Origin of the sequence: Pantoea sp. CCBC3-3-1 (assembly GCF_007981265.1) — a bacterium.
Classification (GTDB): domain Bacteria; phylum Pseudomonadota; class Gammaproteobacteria; order Enterobacterales; family Enterobacteriaceae; genus Erwinia.
This window is the reverse complement of the sequence record NZ_CP034363.1, coordinates 2,542,183-2,558,617: the sequence shown is the minus strand read 5'-3', so window position 1 is coordinate 2,558,617 and position 16,435 is coordinate 2,542,183. Positions and strand designations below refer to the sequence as shown.

14 protein-coding genes are annotated in these 16,435 nt (G+C 53.6%); 8 read left to right on the top strand and 6 right to left on the bottom strand.

The features are described 5' to 3' along the window. Positions 1 to 48: 48 nt before the first annotated feature. Complete coding sequence (gene acnA, locus EHV07_RS11885) at positions 49 to 2,730, top strand: aconitate hydratase AcnA (RefSeq protein WP_147198165.1); 2,682 nt, start codon at positions 49 to 51, stop codon at positions 2,728 to 2,730. A 97-nt stretch (positions 2,731 to 2,827) separates the two neighbouring features. Here the strand turns inward: acnA and ribA are convergent, their stop codons facing one another. Next, the gene (ribA, locus tag EHV07_RS11880; RefSeq protein ID WP_147200611.1) at positions 2,828 to 3,421 is read right to left on the bottom strand and encodes a GTP cyclohydrolase II; all 594 of its coding nucleotides are present in this window, start codon (positions 3,419 to 3,421) and stop codon (positions 2,828 to 2,830) included. 229 nt (positions 3,422 to 3,650) lie between these two features. Here ribA and pgpB point away from each other — a divergent pair, with 229 nt between their 5' ends. The 5 genes from pgpB to yciH all read left to right on the top strand — a co-directional run bounded on the left by pgpB (position 3,651) and on the right by yciH (position 7,286). Then, a complete protein-coding gene (gene pgpB, locus EHV07_RS11875; protein ID WP_147198163.1) occupies positions 3,651 to 4,412 on the top strand; it encodes a phosphatidylglycerophosphatase B in 762 nt (253 codons plus the stop codon). Positions 4,413 to 4,554: 142 nt separating this feature from the next. Next, positions 4,555 to 4,857 (top strand): LapA family protein, encoded by a 303-nt coding sequence (locus EHV07_RS11870; protein ID WP_147198161.1) that lies wholly within the window; start codon positions 4,555 to 4,557, stop codon positions 4,855 to 4,857. A gap of 6 nt (positions 4,858 to 4,863) precedes the next feature. Then, positions 4,864 to 6,033, top strand: coding sequence for a lipopolysaccharide assembly protein LapB (gene lapB, locus EHV07_RS11865; RefSeq protein ID WP_147198159.1), 1,170 nt, complete (start codon positions 4,864 to 4,866; stop codon positions 6,031 to 6,033). A 216-nt stretch (positions 6,034 to 6,249) separates the two neighbouring features. Beyond that, entirely contained in the window at positions 6,250 to 6,960 is a 711-nt protein-coding gene (gene pyrF, locus EHV07_RS11860) for an orotidine-5'-phosphate decarboxylase (protein WP_147198158.1), read from the top strand. After that, positions 6,960 to 7,286: a stress response translation initiation inhibitor YciH gene (gene yciH, locus EHV07_RS11855; protein ID WP_147198156.1), complete on the top strand. Its 327-nt coding sequence runs from the start codon at positions 6,960 to 6,962 to the stop codon at positions 7,284 to 7,286. Before pyrF ends, yciH begins: the two co-directional genes overlap by 1 nt. A 48-nt stretch (positions 7,287 to 7,334) precedes the next feature. Here yciH and osmB read toward each other — a convergent pair whose 3' ends face one another. Then, complete coding sequence (gene osmB / locus EHV07_RS11850) at positions 7,335 to 7,553, bottom strand: osmotically-inducible lipoprotein OsmB (RefSeq protein ID WP_147198154.1); 219 nt, start codon at positions 7,551 to 7,553, stop codon at positions 7,335 to 7,337. 390 nt (positions 7,554 to 7,943) lie between these two features. Between osmB and EHV07_RS11845 the strand changes: the two genes are divergently transcribed. Both EHV07_RS11845 and EHV07_RS11840 read left to right on the top strand, forming a co-directional pair. Further along, the gene (locus tag EHV07_RS11845) at positions 7,944 to 8,645 is read left to right on the top strand and encodes an L-ribulose-5-phosphate 4-epimerase (protein ID WP_147198152.1); all 702 of its coding nucleotides are present in this window, start codon (positions 7,944 to 7,946) and stop codon (positions 8,643 to 8,645) included. A gap of 197 nt (positions 8,646 to 8,842) precedes the next feature. Next, positions 8,843 to 9,712 carry a crotonase/enoyl-CoA hydratase family protein gene (locus EHV07_RS11840; RefSeq protein ID WP_147198150.1) on the top strand — a complete coding sequence of 290 codons (870 nt, stop codon included), beginning with the start codon at positions 8,843 to 8,845 and terminating at the stop codon, positions 9,710 to 9,712. Here EHV07_RS11840 and pdeR read toward each other — a convergent pair. From pdeR to EHV07_RS11820, 4 genes are all read right to left on the bottom strand, one after another. Next, entirely contained in the window at positions 9,709 to 11,682 is a 1,974-nt protein-coding gene (pdeR, locus tag EHV07_RS11835; protein WP_147198148.1) for a cyclic di-GMP phosphodiesterase, read from the bottom strand. The two genes, EHV07_RS11840 and pdeR, sit on opposite strands and share 4 nt — an antisense overlap. Positions 11,683 to 11,842: 160 nt before the next feature. After that, positions 11,843 to 12,133: a YbdD/YjiX family protein gene (locus EHV07_RS11830; protein ID WP_147198146.1), complete on the bottom strand. Its 291-nt coding sequence runs from the start codon at positions 12,131 to 12,133 to the stop codon at positions 11,843 to 11,845. Continuing rightward, the gene (locus EHV07_RS11825; protein WP_147198144.1) at positions 12,126 to 14,192 is read right to left on the bottom strand and encodes a carbon starvation CstA family protein; all 2,067 of its coding nucleotides are present in this window, start codon (positions 14,190 to 14,192) and stop codon (positions 12,126 to 12,128) included. Before EHV07_RS11825 ends, EHV07_RS11830 begins: the two co-directional genes overlap by 8 nt. A 203-nt stretch (positions 14,193 to 14,395) precedes the next feature. Further along, a complete protein-coding gene (locus tag EHV07_RS11820; RefSeq protein WP_147198142.1) occupies positions 14,396 to 16,330 on the bottom strand; it encodes an exoribonuclease II in 1,935 nt (644 codons plus the stop codon). Positions 16,331 to 16,435: the final 105 nt, after the last annotated feature.

Here is a 16,435-nt window from a genome sequence, read left to right as displayed (position 1 = left end):
AGACCATATAGTTACTCAGGTTATGATAAGACAAACGAAGGAGGAGTAATGTCGGCGACCCTACATCAGACGACGAAAGCCACGCTGGATGTTAAAGGCCAACGTTATCACTATTACAGTCTGCCTAAAGCGGCAGAACAGCTGGGCGATCTTTCCCGCCTGCCCAAATCCCTGAAGGTTCTTCTGGAGAATTTGCTTCGCTGGCAGGATGAAGAGTCCGTGACGGCTGATGACATTGCCGCCCTGGCGGGTTGGCTCGAACAGGCGCATGCGGATCGCGAAATCGCTTATCGTCCCGCGCGTGTATTAATGCAGGATTTTACGGGTGTGCCAGCAGTGGTGGATCTTGCTGCGATGCGTGAAGCGGTCAAGCGTCTTGGTGGCGACGTTGCAAAAGTGAATCCGCTTTCTCCCGTCGATCTGGTTATTGACCATTCGGTAACGGTGGATCATTTTGGCGATGATGATGCGTTTGAAGAAAACGTGCGGCTGGAAATGGAACGCAACCACGAACGCTATGTTTTCCTGCGCTGGGGGCAAAAAGCCTTTAACAAATTTAGCGTGGTGCCGCCGGGCACCGGCATCTGTCACCAGGTCAATCTTGAGTATTTAGGTAAGGCCATCTGGCATGAAACGCAGGATGGCGAAGAAGTGGCTTACCCCGATACGCTGGTTGGCACGGATTCACATACCACGATGATCAATGCGCTGGGCGTATTAGGGTGGGGTGTAGGCGGCATTGAGGCGGAAGCAGCGATGCTGGGACAGCCGGTGTCGATGCTGATCCCGGATGTCGTCGGCTTTAAGCTGAGCGGGAAATTAAAACCGGGTATTACCGCAACTGACCTGGTACTGACCGTCACTCAAATGCTGCGTAAGCATGGCGTGGTGGGCAAGTTTGTTGAATTTTATGGCGATGGTCTGGATGACTTGCCGCTGGCGGACCGGGCAACCATCGCCAATATGGCGCCTGAATATGGTGCAACCTGCGGATTTTTCCCGGTAGATGATGTCACGTTAGGTTATATGAGCCTGACCGGACGATCGCCTGAACAGGTTGCGCTGGTGGAGGCCTATGCAAAAGCGCAGGGTATGTGGCGCAATCCTGGCGATGACCCGGTTTTCACCAGCTCGCTGGCGCTGGATATGAATGAGGTTGAAGCGAGTCTGGCCGGACCGAAACGTCCGCAGGATCGCGTGTCGCTCGGCGATGTACCCCAGGCTTTCCAGGCAAGTAATGAACTGGAAGTTAATCAGGCGCAGAAGCAGCATAAAGCCGTTAGTTATCGCGATCGGGCAACCGGCCAGCAGCATCAGCTTGAAGATGGCGCAGTGGTGATTTCAGCTATTACCTCCTGTACCAATACCTCTAACCCCAGCGTATTGATGGCCGCCGGGCTGTTGGCTAAAAACGCCGTTAACCTTGGCCTTAAACGTAAACCCTGGGTAAAAGCGTCGCTGGCACCCGGCTCTAAGGTCGTTTCCGATTATCTGGCGACGGCACGGCTCACGCCTTATCTGGATAAGCTGGGTTTCAACCTGGTGGGCTACGGTTGTACCACGTGTATCGGTAACTCAGGGCCGCTACCCGACGCGATTGAAAGCGCGATTAAGCAGGGTGATTTGACCGTCGGTGCCGTTCTGTCTGGCAACCGTAACTTCGAAGGGCGCATCCATCCGTATGTTAAAACCAACTGGCTGGCTTCGCCGCCGCTGGTCGTAGCCTATGCGCTGGCGGGCAATATGAACATCAATTTGCAGACCGAACCGCTGGGTGAAGATCACACCGGCAAACCGGTCTATCTGCATGATATCTGGCCATCACCGGAAGCAATTGCAGAAGCGGTACAGCTGGTCTCCACTGAAATGTTCCATAAAGAGTATGCCGAAGTCTTTGAAGGCACCCCGGAATGGCAGGAAATTAAAGTCAGCGAGGCGGCAACCTACGACTGGGATGAAGGCTCGACCTATATTCGCCTGTCGCCATTTTTTGACGATATGGGCAGAGAGCCTGAGCCGGTTGAAGATATCAGCGGGGCAAGGATCCTCGCCATTCTGGGGGATTCCGTCACCACTGACCATATCTCCCCTGCGGGCAGCATCAAAGCGGAAAGTCCGGCCGGACGTTATCTGTTGGATCATGGCGTTGAGCGAGGTGATTTCAACTCTTATGGTTCACGACGGGGAAATCATGAAGTCATGATGCGCGGTACTTTTGCCAATATACGTATCCGCAACGAAATGGTTCCGGGGGTTGAAGGTGGCGTTACCCGTTTTGTACCGGGCGACGAACAGCTGGCCATTTATGATGCGGCAATGAAATATCAGCAGCAGTCAACGCCGCTGGCGGTGATTGCAGGGAAAGAATATGGTTCGGGATCGAGCCGTGACTGGGCGGCAAAAGGGCCACGCTTACTGGGCGTAAGGGTGGTAATCGCTGAATCCTTTGAGCGCATCCACCGCTCGAATCTGATAGGGATGGGCATTCTGCCACTGGAGTTCCCGCAGGGCGTAACCCGTAAAACGCTCGGCCTGACGGGTGATGAACAGATTGATGTGAAAAACCTTCACTTACTGAAACCCGGCGGAACGGTGCAGGTGACGCTGACGCGTGCAGACGGCAGCGCCGAAACGCTGGAGGCTCGCTGCCGTATTGATACCGGCAACGAATTAACCTATTACCAGAACGACGGCATTCTGCATTACGTGATTCGTAATATGCTGAATTAGGCGGCACGATCAGGCTGCTGACGAGGATCGCCGGCCTGTAACAACGCGTCCTGAGCCATCGGTGGCCCAGGACGCGCGCGGGTAGGGATGTCGGACATCACTCTTTTGACAGCAGATGACCCATTTTCGCGGCTTTAGTATCGAGATAGTGAGCGTTCTCCGGGTTGCGGCCTACAATCAGCGGAACGCGCTCAACGATATTAATACCCGCCTCGCTGAGGATCTCAACTTTGCGTGGGTTATTGGTGAGCAGGCGAACTTCATTCACGCCGAGCAGCTTGAACATATCTGCGCACAGGGTGAAATCACGCTCGTCGGCCGCAAAACCGAGCTGATGATTGGCCTCAACGGTGTCATAGCCTTTATCCTGCAAGGCATAGGCGCGGATTTTATTCAGCAGCCCAATATTGCGACCTTCCTGGCGATGGTAGAGCAGCACGCCACGCCCTTCCTCCGCAATGTGGTTTAGCGCGGCTTCGAGCTGAAAGCCGCAGTCACAGCGCAGGCTGAACAGGGCATCGCCCGTCAGACACTCTGAGTGCACGCGAGCCAGTACGGCTTCGCTGTCGGTAATATCGCCATAAACCAGCGCGACGTGATCGTGGCCCGTGGCCAGTTCTTCGAAACCAACCATCAGGAAATCTCCCCATGGCGTGGGCAGTTTGGCTTCTGCTACCCGTTTAAGCTGCATGTGACTCTCCAGTACATCAGGTGTTGCTAAGTTATCGTCGCTGGCTGCCAGCCATCTGGCATCATCAATGCCAGCCATTTTGCCACAATCAGAGCAGCGGCGGTTAACGTCTTAGCGCGAATGTTGTAATACCGCACAATTATCACCATCTCAATCAGTATGTTATTATTTTTTCTCATATTGTCAGCAGAAAATGACCTTTTTGTTTTGAACTACCAGGAGAGAAGCCATGTTTGAGATTGCCAAACGCACCACGCTGGGTGCCGTGTTGCTGCTGATTATGCCGCTTGGCGTCTGGTTTTCCGGTTGGCAGTGGCAGCCCGTGCAGATGGGATTCGGTCATAAGTTGCTGTTTTGGCTAACGGAAACCGTTACCAGCCCGTGGGGCATTGTCACCAGTACCGTGCTTTGCGGCTGGTTTCTCTGGTGTCTGCGTTACCGACTGAAGGCGGCGGTTATTTTATTGGTTATCGTTATTGCAGCGATTCTGGCGGGTCAGTACAGCAAAACCTTTATTAAAGATCAGGTGCGTGAACCCCGTCCCTATGTGGTATGGCTGGAACAGCATGACGGCCTGAATGAGCAATTCTTTTATCAGCAAACCCGCAAGCAACGAAGCGTACTGGTACGAGAGGCCATTAATGACGATCCTCAACTGCCTGCATGGTTGAAAGCGCACTGGGAATTTGAAACCGGCTATGCATTTCCTTCCGGCCATACTATGTTTGCAGCAAGCTGGGCGCTGTTGGCAATTGGTCTGCTGTGGCCACGTCGGCGTATTGTCACGCTGACAGTGTTGATACTCTGGGCCGTTGGGGTGATGGCCAGCCGGTTGGTGCTGGGTATGCACTGGCCGCGCGATCTTGTTACTTCCACGCTCATCAGCTGGGTGCTGGTGACGCTGGCAACGTGGCTGGTGCAGCGCTACAGTGGTCCGCTTACCGTTCCACCAGCGGAAGAGCAGGAAATAAGCGAACGAGAAGAGCGGTGATTGTGTTCCGGGGATTTGTCCCCATAACATCAACGCAGGAGAAATTTTTCGCGGTATCGGCTGCTGATGAGGTTTCAGGCAAGCAACAGGGCTAATTTTTTGGCATAATTCATCTGATTATCATCAGACTATGGGACGGACTGTGAAATATTTGCTGATTTTTTTACTGGTTTTAGTGATCTTTATCATCTCAGTCACGCTGGGTGCGCATAATGACCAGGTTGTCACATTTAACTATCTGCTGGCGCAGGGGCAATATCGTGTCTCCACGCTGCTGGCGACGCTGTTTGCCGCCGGCTTCTTGCTGGGATGGGCGATTTGTGGACTGTTCTGGCTGCGCCTGCGCGTTTCGCTGGCGGCCTCACAACGTAAGCTGAAGCGTTTGCAGCATCAGATTGGTCAGGCGGAAGAGGCATCGCCGTCCGTGCCTGCCGTTAAGGAATAATTTCACATGTTGGAACTGCTGTTTCTGTTATTACCCGTGGCCGCTGCCTATGGCTGGTACATGGGGCGCAGGAGTGCGCAGCAGGACAGGCAACAAGAAGCCAGCCGTCTGTCGCGTGACTATGTTGCCGGGGTGAACTTCCTGCTCTCTAATCAACAGGACAAAGCGGTCGATCTCTTTCTGGAAATGCTGAAGGAAGACAGCGGCGCGGTCGAGGCTCATCTCACCCTGGGCAACCTGTTTCGTTCGCGGGGCGAAGTGGATCGTGCCATTCGTATCCACCAGGCGCTGATGGAGAGCGCCTCTCTGACTTACGATCAGCGATTGCTGGCTATTCAGCAACTGGGCCGCGACTATATGGCAGCCGGTTTCTACGATCGTGCGGAAGAGATGTTTAGCCAACTGACGGATGAAACTGATTTCCGCATTGGCGCATTGCAGCAGCTGCTGATTATTCATCAGGCAACCAGCGACTGGCCAAAAGCCATTGAGGTGGCCGAACGTCTGGTCAAGCTCGGCAAAGACAAACAGCGAATGGAAATCGCTCATTTTTATTGCGAGCTGGCGTTGCAGGCAATGAGCAGCGATGACCTGGATCGCGCTATGGGACTGCTGAAGAAGGGCGAATCCGCCGACCGGGAAAGTGCACGCGTCTCCATTATGATGGGCCGTATCCACATGGCGAACGGCGACTACGCCAAAGCGGTGGGGATGTTTGAACGCGTAATAGAGCAGGATAAAGAGTTGGTTAGTGAGACGCTTGAGATGCTTGAAGCGTGTTATGCAAAGCTGCAACAGCCAACGGCCTGGGCCGATTATTTGAAACGTTGCGTTGAAGAAAATACTGGCGCAGTGGCTGAACTCTATCTGTCCGACGTGATTGAACATGACGAAGGCGGCGAAGTCGCCCAGATTTATATTAACCGACAGCTGCAACGCCATCCCACTATGCGCGTTTTCCATCGCCTGATGGATTACCATCTTCACGAAGCGGAAGATGGTCGGGCAAAAGAAAGCCTGATGGTATTGCGCGATATGGTCGGAGAACAAATCCGTACCAAGCCGCGCTATCGCTGCCACAAATGTGGTTTTACTGCACATGCTCTCTACTGGCACTGTCCTTCCTGTCGTGCCTGGTCATCCGTTAAACCGATTCGCGGCCTTGACGGTCAGTAACCATCGTAAGATGACTGACCGCCTCCTTTATTTTAGTTACAACATACTAATTACTGTGATTCAATTGATGCCAGTAGCAACGGTATCGTTTTCCGTCAAGCAGGCGAGGATTGCGAAAACCCGGTCGCTAACCTGTGATTTTGTTAACGTCGCAGGTAGAATGCTTGCCGTTTATCTCTTGCGCCATGCGGTGCTCCATCTTCAGAGGGTTTTATCATGCAATCACCTCACGGCTCCCAAATCCTGGTAGCGTTAGATTATGCTGACCACGCCAGCGCTATGGCATTTGTCGACCGCATCGATCCACGCAGCTGTCGCCTGAAAGTGGGCAAAGAGATGTTTACCCTGTTCGGCCCTCAGCTGGTACGCGATCTGCAACAGCGCGGTTTTGAGGTGTTCCTTGACCTGAAATTTCATGATATTCCCAACACGACGGCTCACGCGGTCGCCGCTGCGGCGGATCTCGGCGTGTGGATGGTCAACGTGCATGCCAGCGGCGGGGCGCGGATGATGACCGCGGCTCGTGAAGCGCTGGTTCCCTTTGGTAACGATGCTCCTCTTTTGATCGCTGTTACCGTCCTCACCAGCATGGAAGCGGAAGATTTGCGCGGTATTGGAATTGATCTTTCACCTGCCGATCATGCGGAACGCCTGGCGAGGCTTACCCAAAACTGTGGCCTGAATGGCGTGGTTTGCTCAGCTCAGGAAGCGGCGCGTTTTAAACAGACATTGGGCGCAGAGTTTAAACTGGTGACCCCTGGCATTCGTCCCGTCGGCAGCGATGCAGGCGATCAGCGCCGCATCATGACGCCTCAGCAGGCAAAACTGGCAGGCGTGGACTATATGGTTATTGGACGCCCGGTGACGCAGGCTGCGGATCCCGCTGCGGCACTAGACGGCATCCTTGCATCGTTACAGGAGGCATAATGGCCGATCACAACAGCCGTCTGGTTTACTCCACTGAAACCGGACGGATTGACGAACCGAAAGAAACCGTGCAGCGACCTAAAGGCGACGGCATTGTGCGCATCCAGCGCCAGACCAGCGGGCGTAAAGGCAAAGGCGTCTGTCTGGTAACGGGCGTGGATCTGGCCGATGCAGAGCTGGAAAAGCTGGCGGCCGAGCTGAAGAAAAAGTGCGGTTGCGGTGGCGCTGTTAAAGAGGGCGTCATTGAAATTCAGGGCGATAAGCGTGATTTATTGAAAACGCTACTTGAAGCGAAAGGGATGAAGGTCAAACTGGCAGGCGGCTGAAACATCAGGGCCGCGTTGAATCGCGGCCCTTGCAAACATCATGACAGATTAACGACTGATCTGATGTCCGATGATGCCGCCGACTGCGGCACCGCCTACGGTACCGAGGCCGCTGCCGTTAGAGAGGATGGAGCCGCCAATGGCACCTGCGCCAGCCCCAATTGCCGTATTACGGTCACGTTTAGACCAATTCGAACATCCGGCCAGAGAAAGCAGTAAAGTCGCGGCCAACAGGCCCGCGGTGATGCGTTTTGCATTTATTGACATAGTCACTTCTCCATTATTGCTGCTGCAGAAAACCTTTTTAAGTATAGTCCTGGTCCGTTTATGACGGCCCGGGAACAGCGCATTTAACAGCGATTTATCTCACTAAACTGAAATTTTTAGCGGTAAAATTTCGTCAACAGGCCCATTCAGCGCTGCGTCAGAATGTAATAGTTTAGCTTCTCATTATCACTATTGTTGCTATTACAGATATATATTGTAACAACTACTGTTCACCTTTACAGGTAAAAAATCCGAATTACTGCCCAGGCTGTCACTCTCGGGCAACGTTCTGTTGCTGTAGCCAGTTTTTGCCACGCATCCAGCCATTACCTCCATACCCTGATATTCAGCCAGCAGTGACAATAGTGAAAAACAGGCTGGAGAGTGAAAATGTTGGAAGAACTGAAGCAACGCGTACTGGATGCTAACCTGGCGTTACCCCGCCATGGCCTGGTGGTGTTTACCTGGGGAAACGTCAGTGCTATCGACCGCGCCAGCGGATTGATGGTAATCAAACCGTCAGGCGTCAGTTATGAAGAGATGAAAAGAGACGATATGGTGGTGGTGGCGCTGGAAAGCGGTGAGGTTATTGAAGGAAATATGCGGCCTTCGTCGGATACCGATACCCACCGGGCGCTCTATCTTGCCTGGCCTGACGTGGGTGGCATTGTCCACACGCATTCCCGGCACGCTACTATCTGGGCGCAGGCGGGAAGGGAGATCCCGGCCTGGGGAACGACGCATGCTGATGATTTTTACGGCACCATTCCCTGTACTCGTCAGATGTACCCGCAGGAGATCCAGACAAAATATGAGTGGGAAACGGGGCAGGTTATTATTGAAACCTTCCAGGAACGCGATCTCGATCCCTTAGCGATACCCGCCGTACTGGTGAATTCACACGGGCCTTTTTGCTGGGGGGCAACACCTGAAAAAGCTGTCCACGCGGCCGTGGTGCTGGAGGAGGTCGCCTATATGGGCATTTTTAGTCAACAGCTGACGGCAGAACTGCCTGCTATCCAACAACCCCTGCTTGACTGTCACTATCTGCGTAAGCACGGCAGCAACGCCTGGTATGGTCAGAAGAAGTAAATTAACCAGATTAGGTAATATAACGATTTTTTATGGTTGTAAGGGGGTGTCTCTCCTCTTACGGCTGCTGTTTTTAGGGTATTTATGGTAATAACCAAATTATTTCACCTTAAAAATCATCTCTGAGTTAAGCAAGGTCATTCTCTGCATTACGCTTGGGCCGCGTTTAAGCGCACCCATAAACTAAGGATGAGAGTATGACCGTAATTAATCAGACAACCTGTAAGCTGTTTACTGAAGCTGGACAAACAACGCAACTCACTGCGTACTATGAAGAAGGGCGTCGCACGCTGTGGATGATGCTCAGGGCGCAGCCACGCCCAAGCTTTAACCACGCGCTGATTGAAGAGATTATGAATCTCAGCTATGCCGCGCAACGCTCAGGTCTGCAGATAGACTTTTGGGTAACGGGTTCACTGGTGCCCAACATGTTTAATGCCGGTGGCGATCTGCGTTTTTTTGTTGAGTCCATCAAAAATGGTCAGCGTGAGGCGCTTCGGGCTTATGCCAGGGCCTGTGTTGATTGCATTCATGCGGCAGCACGAGGATTTGACACCGGCGCCGTCTCAATTGCAATGGTAGAAGGAAGCGCGTTAGGCGGCGGTTTCGAGGCGGCACTGGCTCACCATTTTATCCTGGCACAGGATACGGCGAGAATGGGCTTCCCTGAAATTGCCTTTAACCTGTTTCCGGGCATGGGCGGCTACTCACTGGTCTCCCGTCGCGCAGGAATGAAAGTGGCTGAAGAGTTAATCTTTGAAGGGGAATCACACTCGGCCGAGTGGTTTGAAGCACGCGGGCTGGTGGACAGGCTCTTTCAGCCGGGCGAAGGCTATCAGGCCACGCGTACTTTTATTGACACGATGAGGCCGAAACTGAATGGGGTCAGGGCGATGTTAAAAGCGCGTCAGCGGGTGCTTCAACTGACGCGGGCCGAATTAATGGACATAACCGAAGACTGGGTAGACTTTGCCTTCTCGATTGAGCCGAAAGATATTGCTTATATGGAACGGCTGGTTCAGTTGCAGGATCGCCACAGCGCGCAGGCTATGCGTAAAGCGGGCTAACCTTTAACGGTTGCCAGCCAGTCCTCCAGTTCAGCGGGGGGCATAGGTCTGGCGTATAAAAATCCCTGGCGAGCGTCTACACCGCTCGCCATAATAAACATTTCCTCTTCAACGGTTTCGATACCCTCAGCAATCACCTTTAAATCCAATGCCTTCGCCACGGCGACAATCGCCCGTACCAGCGACTGCGAAACCGGCTGATTATTGACATTATGCACAAAACTGCGGTCAAGCTTGATGGTATCAATCGGCATGCGTGCCAGCTGGGAAAGCGAGGAGTAACCGGTGCCAAAATCGTCAAGATGCACTTCTGCGCCAAGCTGCCGAAACTGCTCCATCAGCGTGAGTGCCTGTTGCTCATTCTCAATCAGGCAGCTTTCGGTCAGTTCAATATCAATAGGGCAGCTGGCAAGCCGGGCCTCCTGCAACGCCAGTTTCAGATCGATGTAGATATTCTGATCGATAAGCTGACGCGGCGAAACATTCACCGCCACGCGAAGGTTAATGCCCTTTTCCCGCCAGCGTACAACCTGCGCCAGTGCGGTATGGATGACCCAGCGCCCAAGCGGCACGATGAGTCCTGACTCTTCAGCATAGGAAATAAAATCTGCGGGAGAAACCAGCCCACGCTCGGGTGATGTCCAGCGAACCAGCGCCTCGACGCTGTTCACGTTCCCTTCACGGTCCAGTTTTGGCTGATAATGGATCAGCAGCTGATTTTGATCGAGCGCCTTACGTAAATTGGTATCCAGCCACAAATATTCAAATACCCGCCGGTTCATTTCCGCTGAGAAAATGCAGAACCGCCCCCGACCGTTCTCTTTCGCGCTATACATCGCCGTATCCGCATTACGGATTAAACTCTCGCGATCCTCGCCATGCTCAGGGCTGATAGCTATGCCAATTGAGCAGCCTGAGTAAACTTCAATCGGGCCGAGCCGGAACGGTTCTTTGAGCCGGTGAAGAATACGCGACGACATCGCTTCCAGCGAAACCTGAGTAGCCTGTCTGGACAGCACGATGAATTCGTCGCCGCCAAGGCGCGCCAGCGTCTGCTCCTCATCCAGACAGTTCAGAATCGCCAGTGAGACCATTTGCAGCAGCCGATCGCCGAACATATGTCCGTAGGCGTCATTAACCTTTTTAAAATTGTCCAAATCAAGATAAACGATACCGACTTGCTGATCGTTCGCCAGCGCCTCGGCGATAGCATTATTGATCGCATTACGGTTAGGCAGGCCGGTCACGCTATCGGTGTTGGCCAGAACGTGCAGGCGCTCCTGTGCACGGCGCTCTTCGGTAATATCCGTCCCGGAGCAGATCAGGTAGATTTCATTCTTGCCGCTGCCGCTGTGCACAAACTTATTTCGAAAAAGGAACAAACGCTGACCTTGAAGGGTTTTAATCCAGCGCTCCACTTCATATGAATTACCGTCGCGGAAAAAACCGCTGACGTTACGGCGCGATGCCGCGGCTTCCCGGCGTGTCATAAACAGCTGAAACACATTGCGGCCAATAACTTCCTGTTCTTTCAGCCCGGTATATTCCTCGCTTTTACGGTTGAAACGCTGAATATTACCGTGCTGATCGAGGATAACAATCACCGAATTGGCTTCAGAAACGACCTGTTCGGCAAAAGAGAGTCCCGAAACCAGATCGCGTGCGACCGCCGTAGTGTCGCCCCATGCGGAAGCACTGCCAGCCCATTCGGACTGGTTCACCTTACGTCCAACAAGATGCATTGATAATGACTCGCCATAGAGGTTTAGCGTCAGATTGACGCTGGATGTAATCACCGTCATGGCGCGTAATAAATTTGCTTGTGAAGGCGTTAGTGCAATGACGACATGTGTACTGGCCAGTTCATCTTCGGCAAACAAAAGTGCGTCGCTGTCAGACTTTAAACGCCAATGAGGGCTGCTGGTTCCAAACCAGGTATAAAGCAATGATTGCCCTTCATCACTGGTCATCACGTATCTCCTTGAGGGATGCTAAGTAGTAAGGGTCTTTCATCGTAAGCAACAGTATTCGGCGATCGGCAGAATCTCAAGGCGTAGGGGTAATATATTTTTTATGTAATGAATTAAGTATAGAGTAATTCGGCCCCGAGCGAATGTTCGGGGCCGTTATTCAGCAGGGACATTTTCCTATTTTACCCGCCTTCGAGGGATAGCGGGCATCAAGACAGTAGCGATGGAATGCTTTCTCCGTCATTGGCGGAGTATCAGGATGTTTTAGCTGCATATGACGAACATAATTACCGTAATCCTGTACGCCAACCATCAGTCGAAAACTTTGCGCCAGCCGCGAAATCAACAGCCGTAGCGTAAAGGGCTGCGGCGCTGGCGCTGCCGGTAGTGGATAGCAACGCCGCACCTGCAATGAGCGCCTTTTAGCGCGTGCAAAAATGGCCTCAGACATGACGGACCTCACTTCGCAGGATCTGTTCCGATTCATGCACGGTAGGGGTTGGGCTCGTTAGCGCGCGTCGAATAACAAAAAACGCGGCGATCAGCATGGTCACGGCGACCAGCATGAAAAAACCACAGAGCGCGGCGTTAATCTGATTACTGAAAACGATGGTCTGCATATCCGCGAGAGTTTTAGCGGGCGCAATAATGACGCCTTCCTCCACTCCTTTAGAAAACTTACGTGCCTGAGCCAGAAAACCGATGCTCGGTTTCTCGTGGAAAATCTTCTGCCAGCCAGCGGTCATTGAAGTGATAAACAGCCAGGCGGTCGGTAAAATAGTGACCCAGGCATAGCGCTGCTTCTTCATCCGGAACAGCACCACGGTGCCGAGGATCAGTGCCATGGATGCCAGCATCTGATTACCGATGCCGAACAGCGGCCACAGCGTATTGATGCCGCCAAGCGGATCGACGACGCCCTGATAAACAAAGAATCCCCAGCCTGCGACGGCAACGGCGGTGCCCGCCAGATTTCCCAACCATGAGCGGTTATTTGCCAGTGAAGGCACGATAGTCCCTGCCAGATCCTGCACCATAAACCGGCAGGCACGCGTTCCGGCATCTACCGCAGTCAGAATAAACAAGGCTTCAAACAGAATGGCGAAGTGATACCAGAACGCCATCATTGCCCGGCTGTTAAAGACGTCAGTAATGATATGCGCCATGCCTACGGCGAAAGTCGGCGCGCCGCCCGCTCGGGAAAGGATGGTGGCTTCGCCCACGTCTCGTGCCGTAACCGTCAGCATTTCAGGCGTAACAACGAATCCCCAGCTGTTAATGACCTGCGAGGCGGTTTCAACGGTGGTTCCGATTAACGCCGCCGGAGAGTTCATCGCAAAATAAACGCCGGGGTCGATGACCGAAGCACAGATCAGCGCCATGATAGCCACGAAAGATTCCATTAACATCGCGCCATAGCCAATCAGGCGCATATGGCTCTCGCGTTCGACAAGTTTTGGCGTTGTCCCGCTGGAAACCAGCGCATGAAAACCGGAAATAGCACCACAGGCGATGGTAATAAATAAAAACGGGAACAGGCTGCCGGAAAATACCGGACCGCTGCCGTCGATAAACTTTGTCACCGCCGGCATTTTCATTTCCGGCATGGCAAATAAAATGCCAACGGCGAGGCCGATAATGACCCCGATTTTTAAAAAGGTAGAAAGGTAATCACGCGGTGCCAGCAGCAGCCAGACGGGCAGCACCGACGCGATAAAACCATAAATTACCAGGATCCAGGTGAGCGTGGTGCCTTTCAGGGTAAAGAAGGGGCCCCAGAAGGGATGCTGTGCGATGTTGCCGCCAAAAATAATGGCCGCCATCATCAGCACAAAACCAATCAACGAGACCTCAGCGATTTTTCCGGGCCGCAGAAAACGCATATAAATGCCCATAAACAGCGCGATAGGAATGGTGGCGGCAAGGGTAAATAATCCCCACGGGCTGTTGGCCAACGCTTTTACGACGACCAGCGCCAGGGCAGACAGAATAATGATCATTACGCCAAGCGCGCCCAGCATCGTCACCACGCCAGCAAAGGCGCCCAGCTCCTGCTTTGCCATCTCGCCCAGCGAGCGGCCATCACGTCGCGTTGAAATAAACAGGATCAAAAAATCTTGTACGGCTCCCGCCAGCATGACGCCAATCAATATCCACAGCGTCCCGGGCAGGAAGCCCATCTGCGCGGCAAGAATAGGGCCGACCAACGGACCCGCGCCCGCAATGGCGGCGAAATGGTGACCAAACAGCACCCATTTATTGGTGGGAACATAGTCCAGCCCATCGTTTTTCCTTTCGGCTGGCGTCAGCCTGCGGTCATCCAGCTCAAAAATATTGCGGGCAATAAACAGGCTGTAAAAGCGCCACGCGATGCTGTAGCAGGCTACGGCGGCAACCACCAGCCAGAGAGCATTAACGTGTTCCCCCCGACTCAGCGCCAGCATGGCGAAGGCAGTCGCGCCAATCAGTGCGACGCCCGTCCAAATTACCCCGGTTTTAACATTTCTCATGACAAACTCCCTGGCGCAGCCAGCTCAATGTTAATGATGATGTTAAAACTAATGTAATTATTTGTTAATGAAAGCCAATCAGGAGAGATCTGTGAGGTAGCAAAGAATTTTTTGTTGAACGGGCAGGAGGGGATTAGGGTGCAACTTAACGCAGGCGGGCAAGAAAACAGGCGGGAGGAAGATTATCCCGCCTGTTAAGCGCGTTACGCCACCGGGCGCGCGACGATACTGCGGGTTTCCATACGGACTTCAGCGATAGTCACTTCAATCACGTCAGTAACGCGATAAACCACTTCGCCTTTAATCTGTACGGTGCCATTTTCCTGGCTGCACACCATCTCATCACGTACGGCATGGATGAACGGGGCAGGGATAAAGGCTACCGCGCCGTTAGCGGTCAGGCGCACGCGCATGCCGCCACGCGAAACATCAATGATCTCGGCAGCAAAACGCTCATCGGTTCCGGCAGATTTTTGCAGGAAGCGTGAGTACAGCCAGTCACCCACATCGCGCTCGGCCATGCGGTTCAGACGACGACGTTCGCTCATTTTGACCGTGACGTCATCCTGTGGACGGCTCGCCGCTTCGCCTTTGATCATCGCTTTCAGCAGGCGATGGTTAATCATATCGCCATACTTACGGATCGGTGAGGTCCAGGTCGCGTAAGCTTCCAGACCAAGGCCAAAGTGCGGGCCTGGCTCGATGCCGATTTCGGCAAACGACTGGAAACGACGGATACGGCTGTCGAGGAACTGGGTAGGCTGAGCATCCAGTTCGCGACGCATGATGCGGAAGCCTTCCAGCGTAGCGATGGCGACCGGATCCACTTTCACGCCGTGGTTTTCCAGCACCGCAGCGGCCTGTTCAGCGTTTACCGCATCAAAGCCCTGGTGAATGTTATAGATACCAAAGCCCAGCTTATCGCGCAGCACGGCAGCGGCGCAGATATTTGCCGTGATCATCGCTTCTTCGACAATGCGGTTAGCGATACGACGGTGCTCGGCAATGATATCCAGCACTTCGCCTTTTTCGCCCAGCAGGAAGCGGAAGTCAGGACGATCCTTAAATACCAGCGCATGGGTTTTACGCCATTCGCCGCGCGCCAGACACAGCTTGTGCAGCAGACGGATCTGCGTCGCAATAGCGTCGTTTTCCGGCTGCCATGTACCGCTGTTTTCCAGCCAGTCAGAAACATTGTCGTAGGCCAGCTTCGCTTTGGATTCAATCCAGGCGGCGAAGAAGTGGATATCCTCACCCAGCGTGCCGTCAGCCGCTACGGTTACGCGGCAGGCCAGCACTGGACGACGCTCATTAGGGCGCAGCGAACAAATATCGTCAGACAGCTGACGCGGCAGCATCGGGATGTTGAACCCGGGCAGATAGTTGGTGAACGAACGCTCGGCGGCGATGGCATCAAGCGGGCTGTCTGCCGCAACGTACGCGGTCGGATCGGCAATGGCGATGGTCAGACGTAGCTGGCCGTCGGCCAGTTCTTCCACATACAGCGCATCGTCCATATCTTCGGTGCTGGCACTGTCAATGGTGACGAAATCCAGCGCGGTCAGATCTTCACGCACCAGGCCTTCGTCCCTCATTTCGCCGGTAACGGCTTCTGGTGCTTCGCGCTCGAGGTTATGACGTGACAGTGTCACCCACCACGGTGCCAGATGGTCGTCTGCGGTGGTGATAAAAGCGGTCAGCTCAGCGTAAAAAGTACGGTCGCCCTTCAGGGGATGACGACGCATCTCGGCCACGGCCCAGTCGCCCGCCTGGAAATCATGCTGTACGCTACGGTCGGCGCGGCACTGGATCGCATCCCTTAACAGAGGATGATCGGGAACGATAGACAGACGGTCATCTTTACGCTGAACGCGGCCAACAAAACGGGTGAGGAAAGGCTCGATAAGCGTTTCCGGATCGGCAACTTCACGATCCTTATCCGTTTGCAGCACCGCGCTTACGCGGTCGCCGTGCATGACTTTTTTCATGAACGGTGGCGGGATGAAATAGCTTTTCTGGGCATCGACTTCCAGAAAGCCGAAACCTTTTTCAGTGCCTTTTACCACACCCTCAACACGCGGCGTCTGGGAGTGGAGTTTCTCTTTGAGCTGCGCGAGCAGCGGGTTATCCTGGAACATAATCTCAACAGTTTTCGTGGCCTAAGAGCGGCAGACAGTTTTACGCGATTAACCGCTTCGCGGCAAGTAAAAAGCCGGGAAAATCCCGGCTTTAAGAACTCGGAC